Here is a 14,698-nt window from a genome sequence, read left to right as displayed (position 1 = left end):
AGCTAGTAGTTTGTTTAGTCTGCATGGGCAGTCAGTGCGAGCTGGCTGCCTTCTTGCTCAAGGTAAGAGATTGATCGATGAAAAACTATCCCACCATTGAAGATACCGTTGGCCAAACCCCCTTGGTTCGCTTGCAGCGTATTCCAGGCGAGTTTGGGCAGGCACGCGGTAATGTCGTGTTGGCCAAGCTGGAAGGCAATAACCCTGCCGGTTCGGTGAAAGACCGTGCTGCCAGTTCCATGATTCAAGAGGCCGAGCGCCGCGGTGATATCAAGCCGGGAGACACCTTGATCGAGGCCACCAGTGGCAATACTGGTATTGCCCTAGCCATGATTGCGGCCGTGCGTGGCTACAAAATGATTTTGATCATGCCCGATAACCTGTCGCTGGAACGTCGTGCTTCCATGACAGCCTATGGCGCGAAGTTGATTCTGACGCCTGCGGATCAAGGCGGTATGGAATATGCCCGTGATCTGGCGTTGAAGATGCAGGCTGAAGGGCAGGGCAAGGTGCTGGATCAGTTTGCCAACAAGGATAATCCAGCGGCGCACGTGCATAGCACCGGCCCGGAAATCTGGCAGCAAACCGATGGTCAGGTCACTCACTTTGTCAGCGCCATGGGCACGACGGGCACCATCATGGGGGTGGGTAATTACTTGCGCAGCCAGAACAGCGGCATAGTGGTAGTGGGGGCTCAGCCTGCACCAGGGGCGCAAATTGCCGGCATTCGTAAATGGCCAGAAGAGTATCTGCCCAAAATTTACGATCCCTCCAAAGTGGATATGTTCGAGGAAATTGGCCAGCAAGAGGCCGAGATCATGACGCGCCGTATGGCCGCTGAAGAGGGGATCTGTGCCGGTATTTCGTCCGGCGGTGCCTTGGTGGCTGCCATGCGCGTTGCTCAGCGCGTAGAAAACGCCACGATCGTTTTCATTGTGTGTGACCGTGGCGACCGTTACCTGTCTACCGGCATCTTTAATTAATTAGGGTTGCCATAGCCCATTTGTTTGGCCAGTTCGGAAGCCAGATCGGCGACCGAGCTGGCATAAAAGTAACTGCGGTTGTAATGGGTAATGGCAAAGAAGTTGGGCGTGCCCAGGCGATACTCGGTGGTATTGCGTGGCTCGTCCACCAGGTTCACTACACCTAATTGAGCCTGCTGCCAGGGGCCTGCGTTCTGGCTCTGACCTTTCACCGTTGCACCGGCATTATTCAATTGTGCCCAACTAAGTTTGGGATAAATGCCGCCGTCCACCATCGCTTTACTTGCGTTGCTCAATTCGACCGGAGCGAAAACCGGCAGGCCGGGTTCCCAGCCGTGTGCACGCAAGAAGTTGGCAATCGACGCCATGGCATCGGCTGGGTTATTGCGCAGATCAATACGGCCATCTCCATCGCCATCGACGGCATAGCGTATCAAGCTGCCGGGCATGAACTGGGACATACCCATGGCGCCTGCGAATGAGCCCTGAACAATCCGTGCGTCCAGCTCGCCTTGGTAATGCAATTCGATCAGGTCAGCCAATTGGTCGCGGAACAGTTGCCCACGCTCGGGACGGCTGTCATCCGGATAGGCAAAGCCCAGCGTAAACAAGGCATCCAGCACTTTGAAGTCGCCCATGATTTTGCCGTAGACGGTTTCCACGCCCAGGATGGCCACAATAATAGAGGGCGGTACACCATAGTCTTTGGAAATCTGGTCCAAGGCCAGGCGATGTTTTTGCCAGAACTGGACGCCACCTTGAATGCGGGCCGGGTCTACATTGCGTTTTTTATACGTTACCCAACTGCGCTTGATGCGCCCTTTGGTGGGGCGCATTAATTTGGCGGCGGTCTCGTTATATTGAGCTTGCTGCAACATATCGGTGACGACATCCAGCGGGATCTTGCGTACTGTCGCCACTTCCTGGGCGTAGCTCGCAATGTCATCGTTTAATTCACCGTTTAATTTGAAAAATTGTGTCCGACCAGAGCGAGATTCACCGGCCTGAATGGACGCAGGTTCGGCCAAAGCCTTGATTGCGACGGTGCCGGTTTTTTTTACCGAGGTCTGGAAAGCCGCGCCGCTGCTGGGTTTGGTGTCCGTGGTCGGAGCTTGGGAAGTGGTTGTGGCGCAGCCGGCAGTGCTCAGCGCGATCAGTACTGCTTGCAAAATTCGAGTGGGTCTGAACATAATCCATCCTCATGGAGACACTATATTTTATCCATCCATCATGCCATTTGCATGAGATGGGCCGATGGCATCCGGAAAGTCCGCAGCGACTGGATGCCATAAACGATCAACTGCTATCAAGCGGTCTGGCATCCTATCTGGCTCAGCGACAGGCAAGGCTGGCGACGGATGAGGATATCTTGCGGGTACACGATGCCGCTTATGTGCAAAAGCTCAAAGAGCAATTGCCGCAGCAGGGGTATTTCAATATCGATCCGGACACCTTGATGAATCCGCACACTCTGGAAGCAGCCTATGCCGCTGCCGGAGCGGGCCTGGATGCAGTCGATGGCGTCATGAGCGAAGGGGCGACGGGCGCATTTTGTGCGGTACGACCTCCCGGTCATCATGCCGAGCGGGCGCGGGCGATGGGGTTTTGTTTTTTTAACAATATCGCTGTGGCCGTGGCCTATGCGATGGAAAAATATGGCCTCAAGCGTGTGCTGATCGTAGATTTTGATGTGCACCACGGCAATGGAACCGAGCAGATTTTTGCCGGCGACGAGCGGGTTCTGATGTGCAGTTTCTTTCAGTCCCCGTTTTTTCCTGATTCCTTTCAGGACCCGGCGGCGCAAAACATGGTAAATATACCGGTTGAGGCCTACACCAAGTCTGCTCAGATTATCGATCTGTTCAAACAGGTTTGTTTGCCCCGCATAGAGGCGTTTGCCCCTGAAATTGTCTTCTTCTCGGCCGGCTTTGATGCCCACCGTGAAGATGAAATGGGACAGCTCAGCTTGGTTGAGGCCGATTATGCGGAATTGACCGCTATGGTGGTCCAGGCCAGTGCGCCTAGTGCCGGACAACGTCTGGTCAGTATGCTGGAAGGGGGGTACGATCCCTCGTCCCTGGGGCGCAGCGTGGTGGCTCACATCAAGGCCTTCGCCGGGCTTTAGGCGAGTGGCTTCGGGCTTTGGAATTCTTCTAAAGCCTTATTTCAACAGAATAATTTTTATTTAAGACTGCACTGGAGAACATTACATGAAGGTGTTAGTACCCGTGAAACGCGTAGTTGACTATAACGTCAAGGTGCGCGTGAAATCTGACCAAACCGGGGTGGACATTGCCAATGTGAAAATGTCCATGAACCCCTTTGACGAAATCGCTGTCGAAGAGGCCACTCGCCTCAAAGAAAGCGGTGCAGCCACTGAAGTGATCGCTCTTTCTTGCGGCGTTGCACAAAGCCAGGAAACGCTGCGCACGGCCTTGGCCATTGGTGCGGATCGGGCCACCCTGGTGCAAACCGACGCTGAATTGCAGCCCTTGGCCGTGGCCAAGCTGATCAAGGCCGTGGTGGACAAAGAGCAGCCTCAGCTCGTGATCCTGGGCAAACAGGCGATCGACGACGACGCTAACCAGACTGGTCAGATGCTGGCTGCCTTGCTGGACTGGCCACAAGCCACTTTTGCCAGCAAAGTTGAAGTTTCGGGCGACAGTGTGTCGGTCACTCGTGAAGTGGACGGCGGTCTGGAAACACTGAAACTGAGCTTGCCCGCTGTGATCACCACCGACCTGCGCCTGAACGAGCCTCGTTACGTGACACTGCCCAACATCATGAAGGCCAAGAAAAAGCCTTTGGAAACCCTGACTCCCGAAGAGCTGGGCATTGATGTGGCTCCTCGTATCAAAACTCTGAAAGTGACTGAGCCTCCAGCTCGTGCTGCCGGCATTATGGTGCCCGATGTTGCCACACTGGTCGAGAAACTGAAGAACGAAGCGAAGGTGATTTAAATGGCTATCCTTGTTATTGCCGAGCACGACAATCAGCAGCTGAAGGCTGCAACGCTCAACTCCCTGGCTGCCGCTCAGAAGATCGGCGGTGATGTGCATGTTCTGGTCGCAGGTAACCAGGCTGCTGGCGTGGCCCAGGCGGCTGCCAAGGCTCAGGGTGTCAGCAAAGTTCTGTTGGCCGATGGCCCTGCATTGGCTGAAGGCCTGGCCGAGAACGTGGCTGCCCAAGTGCTGGCCATCGCCTCCAATTACAGCCACATCCTGTTCCCGGCAACCGCTTCGGGCAAGAACATTGCCCCTCGCGTTGCGGCCAAGCTGGATGTTGCCCAAGTGTCGGACATTTTGTCCGTGGAGTCGGCGGATACCTTCACCCGTCCTATTTATGCCGGTAATGCTGTGGCGACCGTTCAGTCCAGCGATGCCGTTAAAGTGATCACCGTGCGTACCACCGCCTTTGACGCTGTGGCCGCTGAAGGTGGTAGCGCCGATGTTGAAGAGCTGAGCGCCGTGGCTGATTCGGGCCGTTCTACGTTCGTCAGCCGTGAAGTGGCCAAGAGCGACCGTCCTGAGCTGGCGGGTGCCGGTGTGGTCGTGTCCGGTGGTCGCGGTATGGGCAGCGCCGAAAACTTCAAATTGCTGGACGGTCTGGCTGACAAGCTGGGTGCCGCGCTGGGTGCTTCGCGCGCTGCAGTGGACGCCGGCTATGCTCCGAACGACTGGCAGGTGGGTCAGACAGGCAAGATCGTGGCTCCTCAGCTGTACGTGGCCGTGGGTATTTCCGGTGCCATCCAGCACTTGGCTGGCATGAAAGACTCCAAGGTTATCGTGGCGATCAACAAAGATCCCGAAGCGCCTATTTTTGGCGTGGCCGACTACGGTTTGGTCGCGGATCTGTTTGAAGCTGTGCCTGAGTTAGAAAAAGCGCTCTAAGCGCCCATCGGCCTGCTGGGGACTTCTCCAGCAGGCTTTTTTTCAGTGCGTATATCCTAGGGGCCTGATTGTGGCTTCGGTCCTTTTTGTTTCTGTGTAGGAGTGTTCATGACGTATCGTGTACCCACCCAAGACATCCGCTTTGCACTTACAGAGCTGGCTGATCTACCTGGTGTGCTGGAATTGCCTGGCTTTGAGGATTTCTCGGCCGAGTTGATCGATGCCATTATTGATGAGAACGCCCGCTTCGTTGAGCAGGAAGTAGCACCTTTGAACCGCGCCGGTGATCAGAATGGCGCCAAGTGGAATGATGGTGTGGTCACCACCACACCCGGCTTCAAGAAAGCCTTTGAAGAATTTGCAAAAGCTGGCTGGCAGGGTTTGCAGCACGAAGCCGAACTGGGTGGCCAAGGCTTGCCCAAGCTGATCGGCGCCGTGGCATGTGAAAACATCAATGCTGCCAACCTGGCTTTTTCCCTGTGCCCTTTGCTGACCGACGGCGTGATCGAAGCCGTGTCCATGGTTGGCTCGGAAGAACAGAAACAACGTTTCCTGCCTCCTTTGCTGGAAGGCCGCTGGACCGGCACCATGAACTTGACCGAGCCTCAGGCCGGTTCGGATCTGGCCCAGGTTGCCAGCCGTGCTGTTCCTCAGGATGACGGCAGCTACCGCATCAGCGGTCAAAAGATTTTCATCACCTACGGCGAGCACGATATGGCCGAGAACATCGTCCATTTGGTGCTGGCCCGTACGCCTGATGCACCTGCCGGTGTGAAAGGGATCTCGCTTTTCATCGTGCCCAAGTTCATGGTGAACGACGATGGCTCCCTGGGTGCCCGTAACGACGTCTGGTGTGCTTCGTTGGAGCACAAGCTGGGCATCCACGGTAGCCCAACCGCTGTGCTGCTGTATGGCTCGGGCAAAGGTGATGTGGGCGAGGGTGCCGTCGGCTACCTGGTCGGCAAGGAAAATGAAGGCCTGAAGTACATGTTCATCATGATGAACGCGGCCCGTTACGCGGTGGGCGTGCAAGGTATCGCCGTGGCCGAACGTGCATTCCAGCAGGCTCTTGAATACGCCAACGAGCGTGTGCAGGGTGCTCCTTTGACTGGCGGCAAGGCTGTGTCGATTGCCCATCACCCCGACGTGCAGCGCATGCTGGTGCAAATGCGTGCTCTGACAGAAGGCTCCCGTGCCTTGGCTTACTTTGCTGCCGGTGTGAACGACAAGGCGCGTCACAGTGCTGACGAAAATGCCCGCAAGCGCTACCAGGCTCTGTACGAGTTCCTGGTGCCTGTGGTCAAGGGTTTCAGCACTGAAATGTCCCTGGAAGTGACTTCCCTGGGCGTGCAGGTGCACGGTGGTATGGGCTTTATCGAGGAAACGGGTGCGGCCCAGCACTACCGCGACTCGCGCATTCTGCCTATCTACGAAGGGACAACCGCGATTCAGGCCAATGACTTCATCGGTCGCAAGGTTCTGCGGGATGCCGGCGCTGTGATCCAAGGCCTGGCTCCCGAGTTAGGCGCGACTGTTGCCAAGCTGCGTGAACGTGCGGCTCAAGGCGGTGATCACAAAGCTGCCTTGACCTTGATCGCCGATCGTCTGGAAGCCGGTGTGAAGAGCGTGGAACGCGCTGCCATGTTCACCTTGATGAACGCTCAGAAAGACCTGCCTGCCGTGTTCCTTGGCAGCGTGCCATTCTTGATGCTGTCCGGCTATGTGCTGACTGGCTGGCAAATGGCCCGTGCCGCTTTGGCTGCAGAGAAAGCATTGAGCGAAGGCAGTCAGGATCCATTCCTGCGCCGCAAGCTCTCGACCAGCGTGTTCTTTGCCAGCCACTTGCTGCCACGTGCCGGTGCCTTGGCACAGTCCGTAGCGGATGGTGTGGAGCTGACTCCTTACCTGTCGACTGAGTTGCTGTAACTCGATCAGCCCCAAGGCATGAAGGCCCGCGCAGCTTCTTTGGCTGCCGGGCCTTTTTTGGGTATATTGATATAACGTTTAATTATTTGAAACGTACTCTTTATACTGACAAAATCATCTGACTAGTCCTGATTATTTAAGTCGGTGATCTCCTGATCGCGGCTGCATTTCGAAAAGAGGAACGTAATGGCTACACTTCGTCTGGGTGACCTGGCCCCTGATTTTGAACAAAAATCCTCCGCTGGCACCATCAAGTTTCACGAGTTCTTGGGTAATAGCTGGGGCGTTCTGTTCTCCCACCCAGCCGACTTTACGCCTGTGTGCACCACCGAACTGGGTTACACCGCCAAGCTGGCGGATGAGTTCGCCAAGCGCGGCGTGAAAGTGATTGCCGTTTCCGTTGACGACGTTGATTCCCACGGCAAGTGGATTGATGACATCAACGAAACTCAAAAAACCACCGTTAACTTCCCCATCCTGGCTGATGCTGACCGCAAGGTGTCGGATCTGTACGATATGATCCACCCCAACGCCAGCACCACCGTGACAGTGCGTTCGGTGTTCATCATCGACCCGGCCAAGAAAGTGCGTCTGATCATCACTTACCCAGCCAGCACGGGCCGCAACTTCAACGAAATCCTGCGCGTGATCGATTCCCTGCAACTGACCGACAGCCACAGCGTGGCCACGCCAGTGAACTGGGAAGACGGCGACGACGTGATCATCGTTCCCAGCCTGAAAGATCCGGAAGTTCTGAAGCAGAAATTCCCCAAAGGCTACACCGAGATCCGTCCTTACCTGCGTGTGACGCCTCAGCCTAACAAGTAATCGCCACTTGGCCTTTAGGCTCAGTCAGAAAGCCCTCCTGCTTATGGCACGAGGGCTTTTTTGTGGGTACAGCCTTTCCAGGTAGACGGCTCTCGCTTGGGCTCAGCGCATCAGTGGACAAGGCGCAACATCAGCGCAGGTACTAATTGCGCTCGATGCTGGTTTTAAGTACAGTACTGTATAAGAAAACAGTAAACGGAGTTAGCCATGTCCAGTCCAAGCCGTCATTACCGTCCTCAAGCCACTCCACGTTTCCGTGGACCAGTCCGTTCCGCAGCCTCGTCCAGTCCGTTCACCAAGCCTCTGTCTTTCAAGGCCAAGGTCATGGATGTGTGTTTGGTTGCCGTGTGGGGTGCCAGTATTCCTGGCTTGTTGTGGTTGGGCAGCATGGGCGGGTTTTAAGGCCACGCCCTTGTGCTGTTCCAAGGGGCGATCAGGGCACCAGTTGTGTCCAGTCGTTTGACAGGAAACGGTCACGTGCCAGTTTTTCGGCCTGCTCCAGTGTGGGTGTTTCCAGTGTGCGGGGTTGAAGTGCCGTCTTTTTGCGGAACACGTCCAGCATGGCTTCAATCACAGCCTGGCGGCTCATGCCGGTTTGACTGCGGATAGGGTCCACGCGTTTCTTGGCGCTGGTGGTGCCTTTATCCGAGAGCTTTTCTTTGCCAATGCGCAAGACTTCCAGCATCTTGTCAGCATCAATGTCGTAGGCCATGGTCACATGGTGCAAGACAGCATTGCCACGGCGTGCTTGTGCGGCACCGCCAATTTTTCCACCGGCGCTGGTAATGTCGTTCAGCGGTTGGTACCAGGCATCAATACCAATTTCGCGCAGGGCTTCGATCACCCAGGAATCCAGAAACTCGTAGGACTCCTGAAACGTCATGCCGGCTACAAACTGCTTGGGTACGCTGAGCGAATACGTTATGGTGTTGCCTGGCTCGATGAACATGGCACCACCGCCGCTGATACGACGCACGACGCGTATACCGTGACGGGTAGCTGCCTCGGCTTCAATTTCATTGCGCAAGGACTGGAAACGCCCAATCACCACCGCCGCTTCCTGCCACTCCCAGATGCGCAGGGTGGGGGCGCGGGTGCCTTCACTGACTTCCTGGGTGATGATTTCATCCAGGGCCATATGCAGGGCAGCGGGTTGCGGCTCCATATGGACCAGTTCCCAAGGCAACTCGTTCCAGCTCATCATGCCAAGGCCCTCCGCACGACCACGCCAATGGCTTGCGGGTCCAGACCGAACATTTCAATGTCCTTGGGCAGGGCGCGGCTAACGTGAGCCGCAATTTCTTCGGCACTGCTGTTGACGGACAGACCCTGCAGGGCCTGGTTAATCAGGCTCAGTGCTTCGGGGGGTTCCAGAAAAAAGTCGCCGCTCAATCGTGCTTGTTCGATCATATGGTCTTTGACATCCAGATCGATCACGACCAGCTTGCCGCCAGGGACTTTGTATTCAGCATGCATAGACTGTGTCCTTTGATAAGGTCGGCCCCTTTTTGCCAAGGGGAGGGCGAAGCGAGTAAATTTCCGCCTTTGCTGCGTTTAATACGGGGGCACCGTGCCCAAAGTGTCGTATTTTAGCGTAGTTAAACGCCGGGAAACGACGCTGCGATCAGTCAAAAAGCTTGGTAATTCAGGCTTTTTGCTGATAGAATCATGGGCTAATCATTTTTTCATCCTCTGTCAGCGCGATTTTTATAATGTGTGCGGCTGATACGATGGTTTTGGAGTCAATCGTGGATTTGATCGCTATTCTTGAGCAAGAAGAAATCCAGCGCCTGACCGGTGGCAAGCTGCCTCCCGAGTTCGGTCCTGGTGACACTGTTGTTGTGAACGTAAACGTGGTTGAAGGTACGCGTAAGCGTGTCCAGGCTTACGAAGGCGTGGTTATCGGCCGTCGCAATCGTGGTCTGAACTCTTCTTTCATCGTTCGCAAGATTTCTTCGGGCGAAGCTGTTGAGCGTACATTCCAGCTGTATTCCCCTCAGATCGCCAGCATCGAAGTCAAGCGTCGTGGCGCTGTGCGTCGTGCTAAACTGTACTATCTGCGCGATCGCTCGGGTAAAGCCGCTCGCATCAAAGAAAAACTCGTCCGTCGTTCGGGTAACTAATTCCCAAGCGAACAGCGATGCAAAGGCACCCAGGCGGGTGCCTTTGTTTTTATGTGGGATCACATACCAGTTCTTATGGATAAGCCTCGTATCAGGCCCGTTATCGTTCCTGGATTCGACCCTCGCAGCCAGCCTCTGGTTGCATTAGACTCTTTGCCTGAATTGCCTGCTCAGGCCCAGCAACTGGATTTTCTGCGTAGCGCTTTTGCCCAGCCCATACAGTGGCAGGTCGAGCCTTTGTTTCGCAGCTCCTTTTATCCAGAGTTTTTGCCCGGTTCCATGAATGTGCGCTCCGCCGTCTGTATTGGCGTGATGCAGCGCCCCGAAGGGCCCACCGTCATTTTTACGCGTCGGGCCATGCACCTGCACAATCATGCGGGGCAGATCAGTTTTCCCGGTGGTCGTATTGAAGCCTCGGATCTGGGGCCAGTCGAAGCCGCCTTGCGTGAAACCCAGGAAGAGATCGGCATCGAGCCGCGCTTTGTGCGTTATCTGGGTCAGCATCCTATTTTTGTAACCAGTACCCAGTTTGCGATGCGCCCCATTATTGGCGAGCTGCAAGAGGGTTTTCAGGTGTTGCCCGATAGCTCGGAAGTGGCCGAGGTCTTTGAAGTGCCCTTGTCGGTCCTGCTGGACCCGCAGCGTCATCAATTGCATCACGCCGATTTGCCGGACGGGGCAGGGCGTTACTACTTCTCCATCCCTTGGGGGCCGTACTTTATCTGGGGTGCTACGGCGGTCTTGATCCGTAATCTTTATCACCACTTGTCGGCTGCCTGGGTGCAGTTGTCTGCCGGTGGGGATACTCACGCCAAAGGCCTGTAATCAGGCCTGACAGGCGGGCGCTTTGCAGCGTATCCCGCCTTCACAAAAAAGGGGCGTTTTGCTTTGCCCCTTGTTCCCTTAATAGCGTGGCTTGTTTTCGTGCTCGGCCAGCAAACGCTGGTATAGCGCGTGCCGTTCAGGGTGAATGCTGCCTGCTTCGATGGCCGCCAGTACGCCACAGCCCGGTTCATGCCTGTGGGTGCAGTTATAAAAGCGGCAGGACTCCACCGCTTTTCGGAAATCGGGGAAGCCGTGCGCAATATCTTCCTGTGTCATATGCGACAGGCCAAAGGCCTGGAAGCCGGGGCTGTCGATCAGGTCGCCGCTATTGGGCAGGTGATACAGGCGGGTGCTGGTGGTTGTGTGTCGGCCCGCCCCCAAGGCTTGCGAGTATTCCTGGGTCAGCGCGCCGGCATCGGGGACCAGGGCATTGAGCAGGGTGGATTTACCCATGCCGCTTTGCCCCAACAGCAAGGTACGTTTGTTCGCCAGCCAGGGGGCCAGCGCTTCCCGTGTCTGTTCTGGCTCCAGCGCCACCATTTCCAGAATAGGGACGCCCAGGGCGGCGATAGGGGCCAGCTTGGCGCGTGCGCGCTCTAGGTGGGTGCTCAGATCGGCCTTGTTCAGAATAATCACCGGCTCAATATCCACACTCCAGGCCGCGACCAGGGCGCGCCCCAGCAAGTCTTCGGAGTAAACGGGTTCTGGCGCCACCACAATCAGAAGCTGATCAATATTGGCGGCAAACTGCTTGGTGCGGAAGTCGTCAGAGCGATATAGCAGATTGCGCCTTTCTTGCACCGCCTCAATAGAGCCTTCCCCTTTGGCCTGCATCAACACATCGACTTGATCGCCAACCGCAATCCCGGCTTTTTTTCCACGAGGGAAGCACTTGATCGTTTCGCCATCAGGCAGTTCGACAAAGTAGTGACGACCGTGGGCGGCGGTCACCAGACCGCTAATGTATTTAGATGTCATGCCAGGCTTTTCAGGTGTCGAATGCGATCAATCGCGTTGGGGTGGCTATCGTAAAAGGCAGAGTGCATAGGGTCGGGCGTCAAGGTTGCGGCATTGTCGTTATAGAGCTTGAGCAAGGCGCTGATCAAGTCCTGGGCCTGGCTGTGCTGGGCGGCAAAGCTGTCGGCCTGATATTCGTCCCGGCGCGAGAGCAGGGCGCTCAAGGGGCCCATCCAGAAGGTGAAGGTGGGGACCACCATAAAGAATAGAATCAGGGCCAGGGCGTCGTTGGGGCGACCTAACTGGGGAATCACGCCCAGCCCGGTATAAAAGCCCACCTTGCCCCAGGCCCAGCCGGCCAGCAGAAAAAAGATCAGGGATGTGAATACGCTGATCAGCAGACGGCGTTGGATATGGCGATGCTTGAAGTGGCCCAGCTCATGCGCCAGCACGGCTTCCACTTCTTCGGGCTGGAGCTTGTTCAGCAAGGTATCAAAAAACACGATGCGCTTTTGGCGACCCAGGCCGGTGAAGTACGCATTGCCATGGGCGGAGCGGCGCGAGCCATCCATCACATACAAGCCATTGGTTTGAAAGCCGCAACGCTGCGCCAGGGCATTGATGCGTTCACGCAGGCTGGCATCTTCCAGTGGTTTGAAGGTATTGAAAATAGGGGCGATAACGCGCGGGTACAGCCACAGCACCAGCAGATTGAAAACCAGCCACAGACCCCAGCCGTACCAGGGCCATGAAGGGCCTGCCCAATCCATCAGACTGAGCAGGGCGGCACACAAGGGTGTACCCAGAATCAGGACGATGATCAGAGTTTTGGCGGTATCGGCAAAGAACAGGGCAGGCTTCATGCGGTTAAAACCAAAGCGCGCTTCCAGTACAAACTTGCGATACCAGGCAAAAGGCAGGCCCACGACACCCATAATCGCCAGGACAGCGCCAATCAGGGTTAGCTGACGCAGCAGTTCATGACTGATCCAGTTGCCCAGCGTGACATCCAGCCATTGCAGACCGCCCAGCAGCGTAAAGCCCAGCAAGACCAGGGCCTCTACCAGGCGCTCGCTTAAACCCAGCCGGGTGCGTGCGATGGTGTAGCGTGCCGCACGTTGATGGCTATGCAGGCCAATGCGTTCGGAAAACTCGGCCGGCACCTCGTTCTGATGACGATAAACGTGCCGGATCTGCCGCAGGCCTAAATAAAAGCGCAGCAAAACGTCTGCAAGCAGAAAGATAATGAACAACAAAGTCAGCATGTAGGCGGCTATATGTAAAATGGGCGTTTTGAGGAATGATTATATGGCGGTTCATACACAGCGTCTGGTCTGGCTCGATATGGAGATGACAGGACTGGATCCGGACAAAGAGCGCATCATCGAAGTTGCGGTCGTGGTAACAGAAGCAGACTTGACTCTGGTGGCGGAAGGCCCGGTTCTGGTGGTTCATCAAAGCAATGCATTGCTCGATGGCATGGACGCCTGGAACAAGGGTACGCATGGCCGTAGCGGCCTGATCGACAAGGTCAAAGCTTCTACCCTGACCGAAGCGCAAGCCGAGGATCAGTTGCTGGAATTCCTGAAAGAGCACGTACCGGCTGGCAAGTCGCCCCTGTGTGGCAACACCATCAGCCAGGACCGTCGTTTCATGTACCGCTACATGCCTCGTCTGGAGGCTTTCTTCCACTATCGCAATCTGGATGTCAGCACTCTGAAAGAACTGGCTTTGCGTTGGAAGCCTGAAGTGGTTAAAAGTTTCGTCAAGCAAAGCCGCCACGAGGCCTTGGCCGATATTTACGAGTCCATTGACGAGCTGAAACACTACCGCGAGCACTTCATCCGTCTGTAAACGGGAAGGGCAGGCAGGGCAGAAGGGATGCGGGTCCCGGCACGGTTCGTGAGCGCGCTGCAGCTGTAGGCGGGGACACATTGGCAGGATCAAAACCGAGGATAGCGATTTGTCGCACCTCGGTTTTTTTACGTCTAAGTATTTACCCTTAAAGTATCTGCTTCAAGGCCATATGATACGGTTTTACGATTGACATCACATTTTTCGTATTAAATAATGAAGTGTATATGGTTTGCGTCGAAACAAATTTGTTTGGGCGCTTTCTGCACTCTTACCGGGGATGGTCATGTATGCACAACTTGTAGAGACAGGCGTCAAGCAGGTCCAGGATATCGAGCAGATGTCCGACGAAGAGCGTCGGTTCCAAGAGCGCATCGATGAGGGTGTCCGCATCGAAGCCAGGGACTGGATGCCCGAAGCCTATCGCAAAACCTTGGTTCGCCAGATTTCTCAGCACGCACACTCCGAGGTTGTCGGGATGCTGCCCGAAGGTAACTGGATTACCCGCGCCCCTTCGCTCAAGCGCAAAGCCATCTTGATGGCCAAGGTGCAGGACGAGGCCGGTCACGGTCTGTACCTGTACAGCGCGGCCGAAACGCTGGGCGTAAGCCGTGACAAGCTGGTCGACGATCTGCTGTCGGGCAAAGCCAAGTACTCCAGTATTTTTAACTACCCAACATTGAACTGGGCTGATATCGGCATGATCGGCTGGCTGGTCGATGGCTCGGCCATCATCAACCAGATTCCGCTGTGCCGCTGCTCCTACGGTCCTTATGCCCGTGCCATGGTGCGCGTGTGCAAGGAAGAGTCCTTCCACCAGCGCCAGGGTTACGACTTGCTGATTCAGATGTGCCTGCACGGTACGCCGGAGCAAAAGGCCATGGTTCAGGATTCCATCAACCGCTGGTGGTGGCCTGCCTTGATGATGTTCGGTCCTTCGGATGCGGACTCCACCAACAGCGCCCAGTCCATGCAGTGGAAGATCAAGCTGTTCTCCAACGACGAACTGCGCCAGAAGATGGTGGACCAGACCGTGCCTCAGGCCGAGTACCTGGGTCTGACCATTCCTGACCCTGATCTACGCTGGAACGAAGAGCGCGGTCACTACGACTTTGGCGAGATCGACTGGGAAGAATTCTGGGCGGTGATCAAGGGCAATGGTCCCTGTAATCGTGAGCGACTCGAAGCCCGAGTCCAGGCCCACGAGAACGGCGCCTGGTTCCGTGATGCACTGGATGCACATGCCCAAAAGCAGGAAGCCGTCCGCAAGGTGGCCTGATCAAGAAGGCTAGGAAACCAGCACGGTTTCTGA

At 55.9% G+C, this 14,698-nt stretch carries 16 protein-coding genes; 11 read left to right on the top strand and 5 right to left on the bottom strand.

Annotated features, from left to right (window positions below):
- Window positions 1–77 precede the first annotated feature (77 nt).
- Window positions 78–983 carry a cysteine synthase CysM gene (cysM, locus tag OSH04_RS02970; protein WP_009456005.1) on the top strand — a complete coding sequence of 302 codons (906 nt, stop codon included), beginning with the start codon at window positions 78–80 and terminating at the stop codon, window positions 981–983.
- Here cysM and mltB read toward each other — a convergent pair.
- Entirely contained in the window at window positions 980–2,173 is a 1,194-nt protein-coding gene (gene mltB / locus OSH04_RS02965; RefSeq protein WP_266107918.1) for a lytic murein transglycosylase B, read from the bottom strand. The genes cysM and mltB overlap by 4 nt on opposite strands.
- A gap of 11 nt (window positions 2,174–2,184) precedes the next feature.
- On the opposite strand from mltB, the gene OSH04_RS02960 reads away from it, so the two are divergent.
- From OSH04_RS02960 to OSH04_RS02935, 6 genes are all read left to right on the top strand, one after another.
- A complete protein-coding gene (locus OSH04_RS02960; RefSeq protein WP_266107917.1) occupies window positions 2,185–3,108 on the top strand; it encodes a histone deacetylase family protein in 924 nt (307 codons plus the stop codon).
- An 85-nt stretch (window positions 3,109–3,193) separates the two neighbouring features.
- Window positions 3,194–3,943 (top strand): electron transfer flavoprotein subunit beta/FixA family protein, encoded by a 750-nt coding sequence (locus OSH04_RS02955; protein WP_009456000.1) that lies wholly within the window; start codon window positions 3,194–3,196, stop codon window positions 3,941–3,943.
- Window positions 3,944–4,873 (top strand): electron transfer flavoprotein subunit alpha/FixB family protein, encoded by a 930-nt coding sequence (locus tag OSH04_RS02950; protein ID WP_266107916.1) that lies wholly within the window; start codon window positions 3,944–3,946, stop codon window positions 4,871–4,873. It begins immediately after the preceding gene.
- 108 nt (window positions 4,874–4,981) lie between these two features.
- Entirely contained in the window at window positions 4,982–6,799 is a 1,818-nt protein-coding gene (locus OSH04_RS02945; protein WP_060185276.1) for an acyl-CoA dehydrogenase, read from the top strand.
- Between the two features lie 186 nt (window positions 6,800–6,985).
- Entirely contained in the window at window positions 6,986–7,627 is a 642-nt protein-coding gene (locus OSH04_RS02940) for a peroxiredoxin (RefSeq protein ID WP_009455994.1), read from the top strand.
- A gap of 207 nt (window positions 7,628–7,834) precedes the next feature.
- Window positions 7,835–8,029 carry a hypothetical protein gene (locus tag OSH04_RS02935; RefSeq protein ID WP_026482961.1) on the top strand — a complete coding sequence of 65 codons (195 nt, stop codon included), beginning with the start codon at window positions 7,835–7,837 and terminating at the stop codon, window positions 8,027–8,029.
- Window positions 8,030–8,060: 31 nt separating this feature from the next.
- Here the strand turns inward: OSH04_RS02935 and OSH04_RS02930 are convergent, their stop codons facing one another.
- On the bottom strand, window positions 8,061–8,831 hold the full coding sequence (locus tag OSH04_RS02930; protein ID WP_266107915.1) for a lipoate--protein ligase family protein: 771 nt from the start codon (window positions 8,829–8,831) through the stop codon (window positions 8,061–8,063).
- Complete coding sequence (locus tag OSH04_RS02925) at window positions 8,828–9,103, bottom strand: lipoate protein ligase C-terminal domain-containing protein (RefSeq protein ID WP_035272700.1); 276 nt, start codon at window positions 9,101–9,103, stop codon at window positions 8,828–8,830. The genes OSH04_RS02930 and OSH04_RS02925 overlap by 4 nt, the downstream gene beginning before the upstream one ends.
- Window positions 9,104–9,375: 272 nt before the next feature.
- Between OSH04_RS02925 and rplS the strand changes: the two genes are divergently transcribed.
- Window positions 9,376–9,750 (top strand): 50S ribosomal protein L19, encoded by a 375-nt coding sequence (gene rplS, locus OSH04_RS02920; RefSeq protein WP_003799181.1) that lies wholly within the window; start codon window positions 9,376–9,378, stop codon window positions 9,748–9,750.
- Between the two features lie 153 nt (window positions 9,751–9,903).
- On the top strand, window positions 9,904–10,575 hold the full coding sequence (locus tag OSH04_RS02915; RefSeq protein ID WP_052159464.1) for an NUDIX hydrolase: 672 nt from the start codon (window positions 9,904–9,906) through the stop codon (window positions 10,573–10,575).
- Window positions 10,576–10,653: 78 nt separating this feature from the next.
- Here the strand turns inward: OSH04_RS02915 and rsgA are convergent, their stop codons facing one another.
- Window positions 10,654–11,553, bottom strand: coding sequence for a ribosome small subunit-dependent GTPase A (gene rsgA / locus OSH04_RS02910; protein WP_083053351.1), 900 nt, complete (start codon window positions 11,551–11,553; stop codon window positions 10,654–10,656).
- Entirely contained in the window at window positions 11,550–12,797 is a 1,248-nt protein-coding gene (locus tag OSH04_RS02905; protein ID WP_009455986.1) for a M48 family metallopeptidase, read from the bottom strand. Before OSH04_RS02905 ends, rsgA begins: the two co-directional genes overlap by 4 nt.
- A gap of 43 nt (window positions 12,798–12,840) precedes the next feature.
- Here OSH04_RS02905 and orn point away from each other — a divergent pair, with 43 nt between their 5' ends.
- Together orn and paaA are read left to right on the top strand one after the other, a co-directional pair.
- Window positions 12,841–13,386 (top strand): oligoribonuclease, encoded by a 546-nt coding sequence (orn, locus tag OSH04_RS02900; RefSeq protein WP_009455985.1) that lies wholly within the window; start codon window positions 12,841–12,843, stop codon window positions 13,384–13,386.
- A 286-nt stretch (window positions 13,387–13,672) separates the two neighbouring features.
- Entirely contained in the window at window positions 13,673–14,665 is a 993-nt protein-coding gene (gene paaA / locus OSH04_RS02895) for a 1,2-phenylacetyl-CoA epoxidase subunit PaaA (protein ID WP_009455984.1), read from the top strand.
- Window positions 14,666–14,698: the final 33 nt, after the last annotated feature.

The organism is Alcaligenes nematophilus, assembly GCF_026344155.1.
Taxonomy (GTDB): Bacteria; Pseudomonadota; Gammaproteobacteria; order Burkholderiales; family Burkholderiaceae_B; genus Alcaligenes; species Alcaligenes phenolicus.
This window is presented reverse-complemented; position numbering and strand designations above follow the sequence as displayed.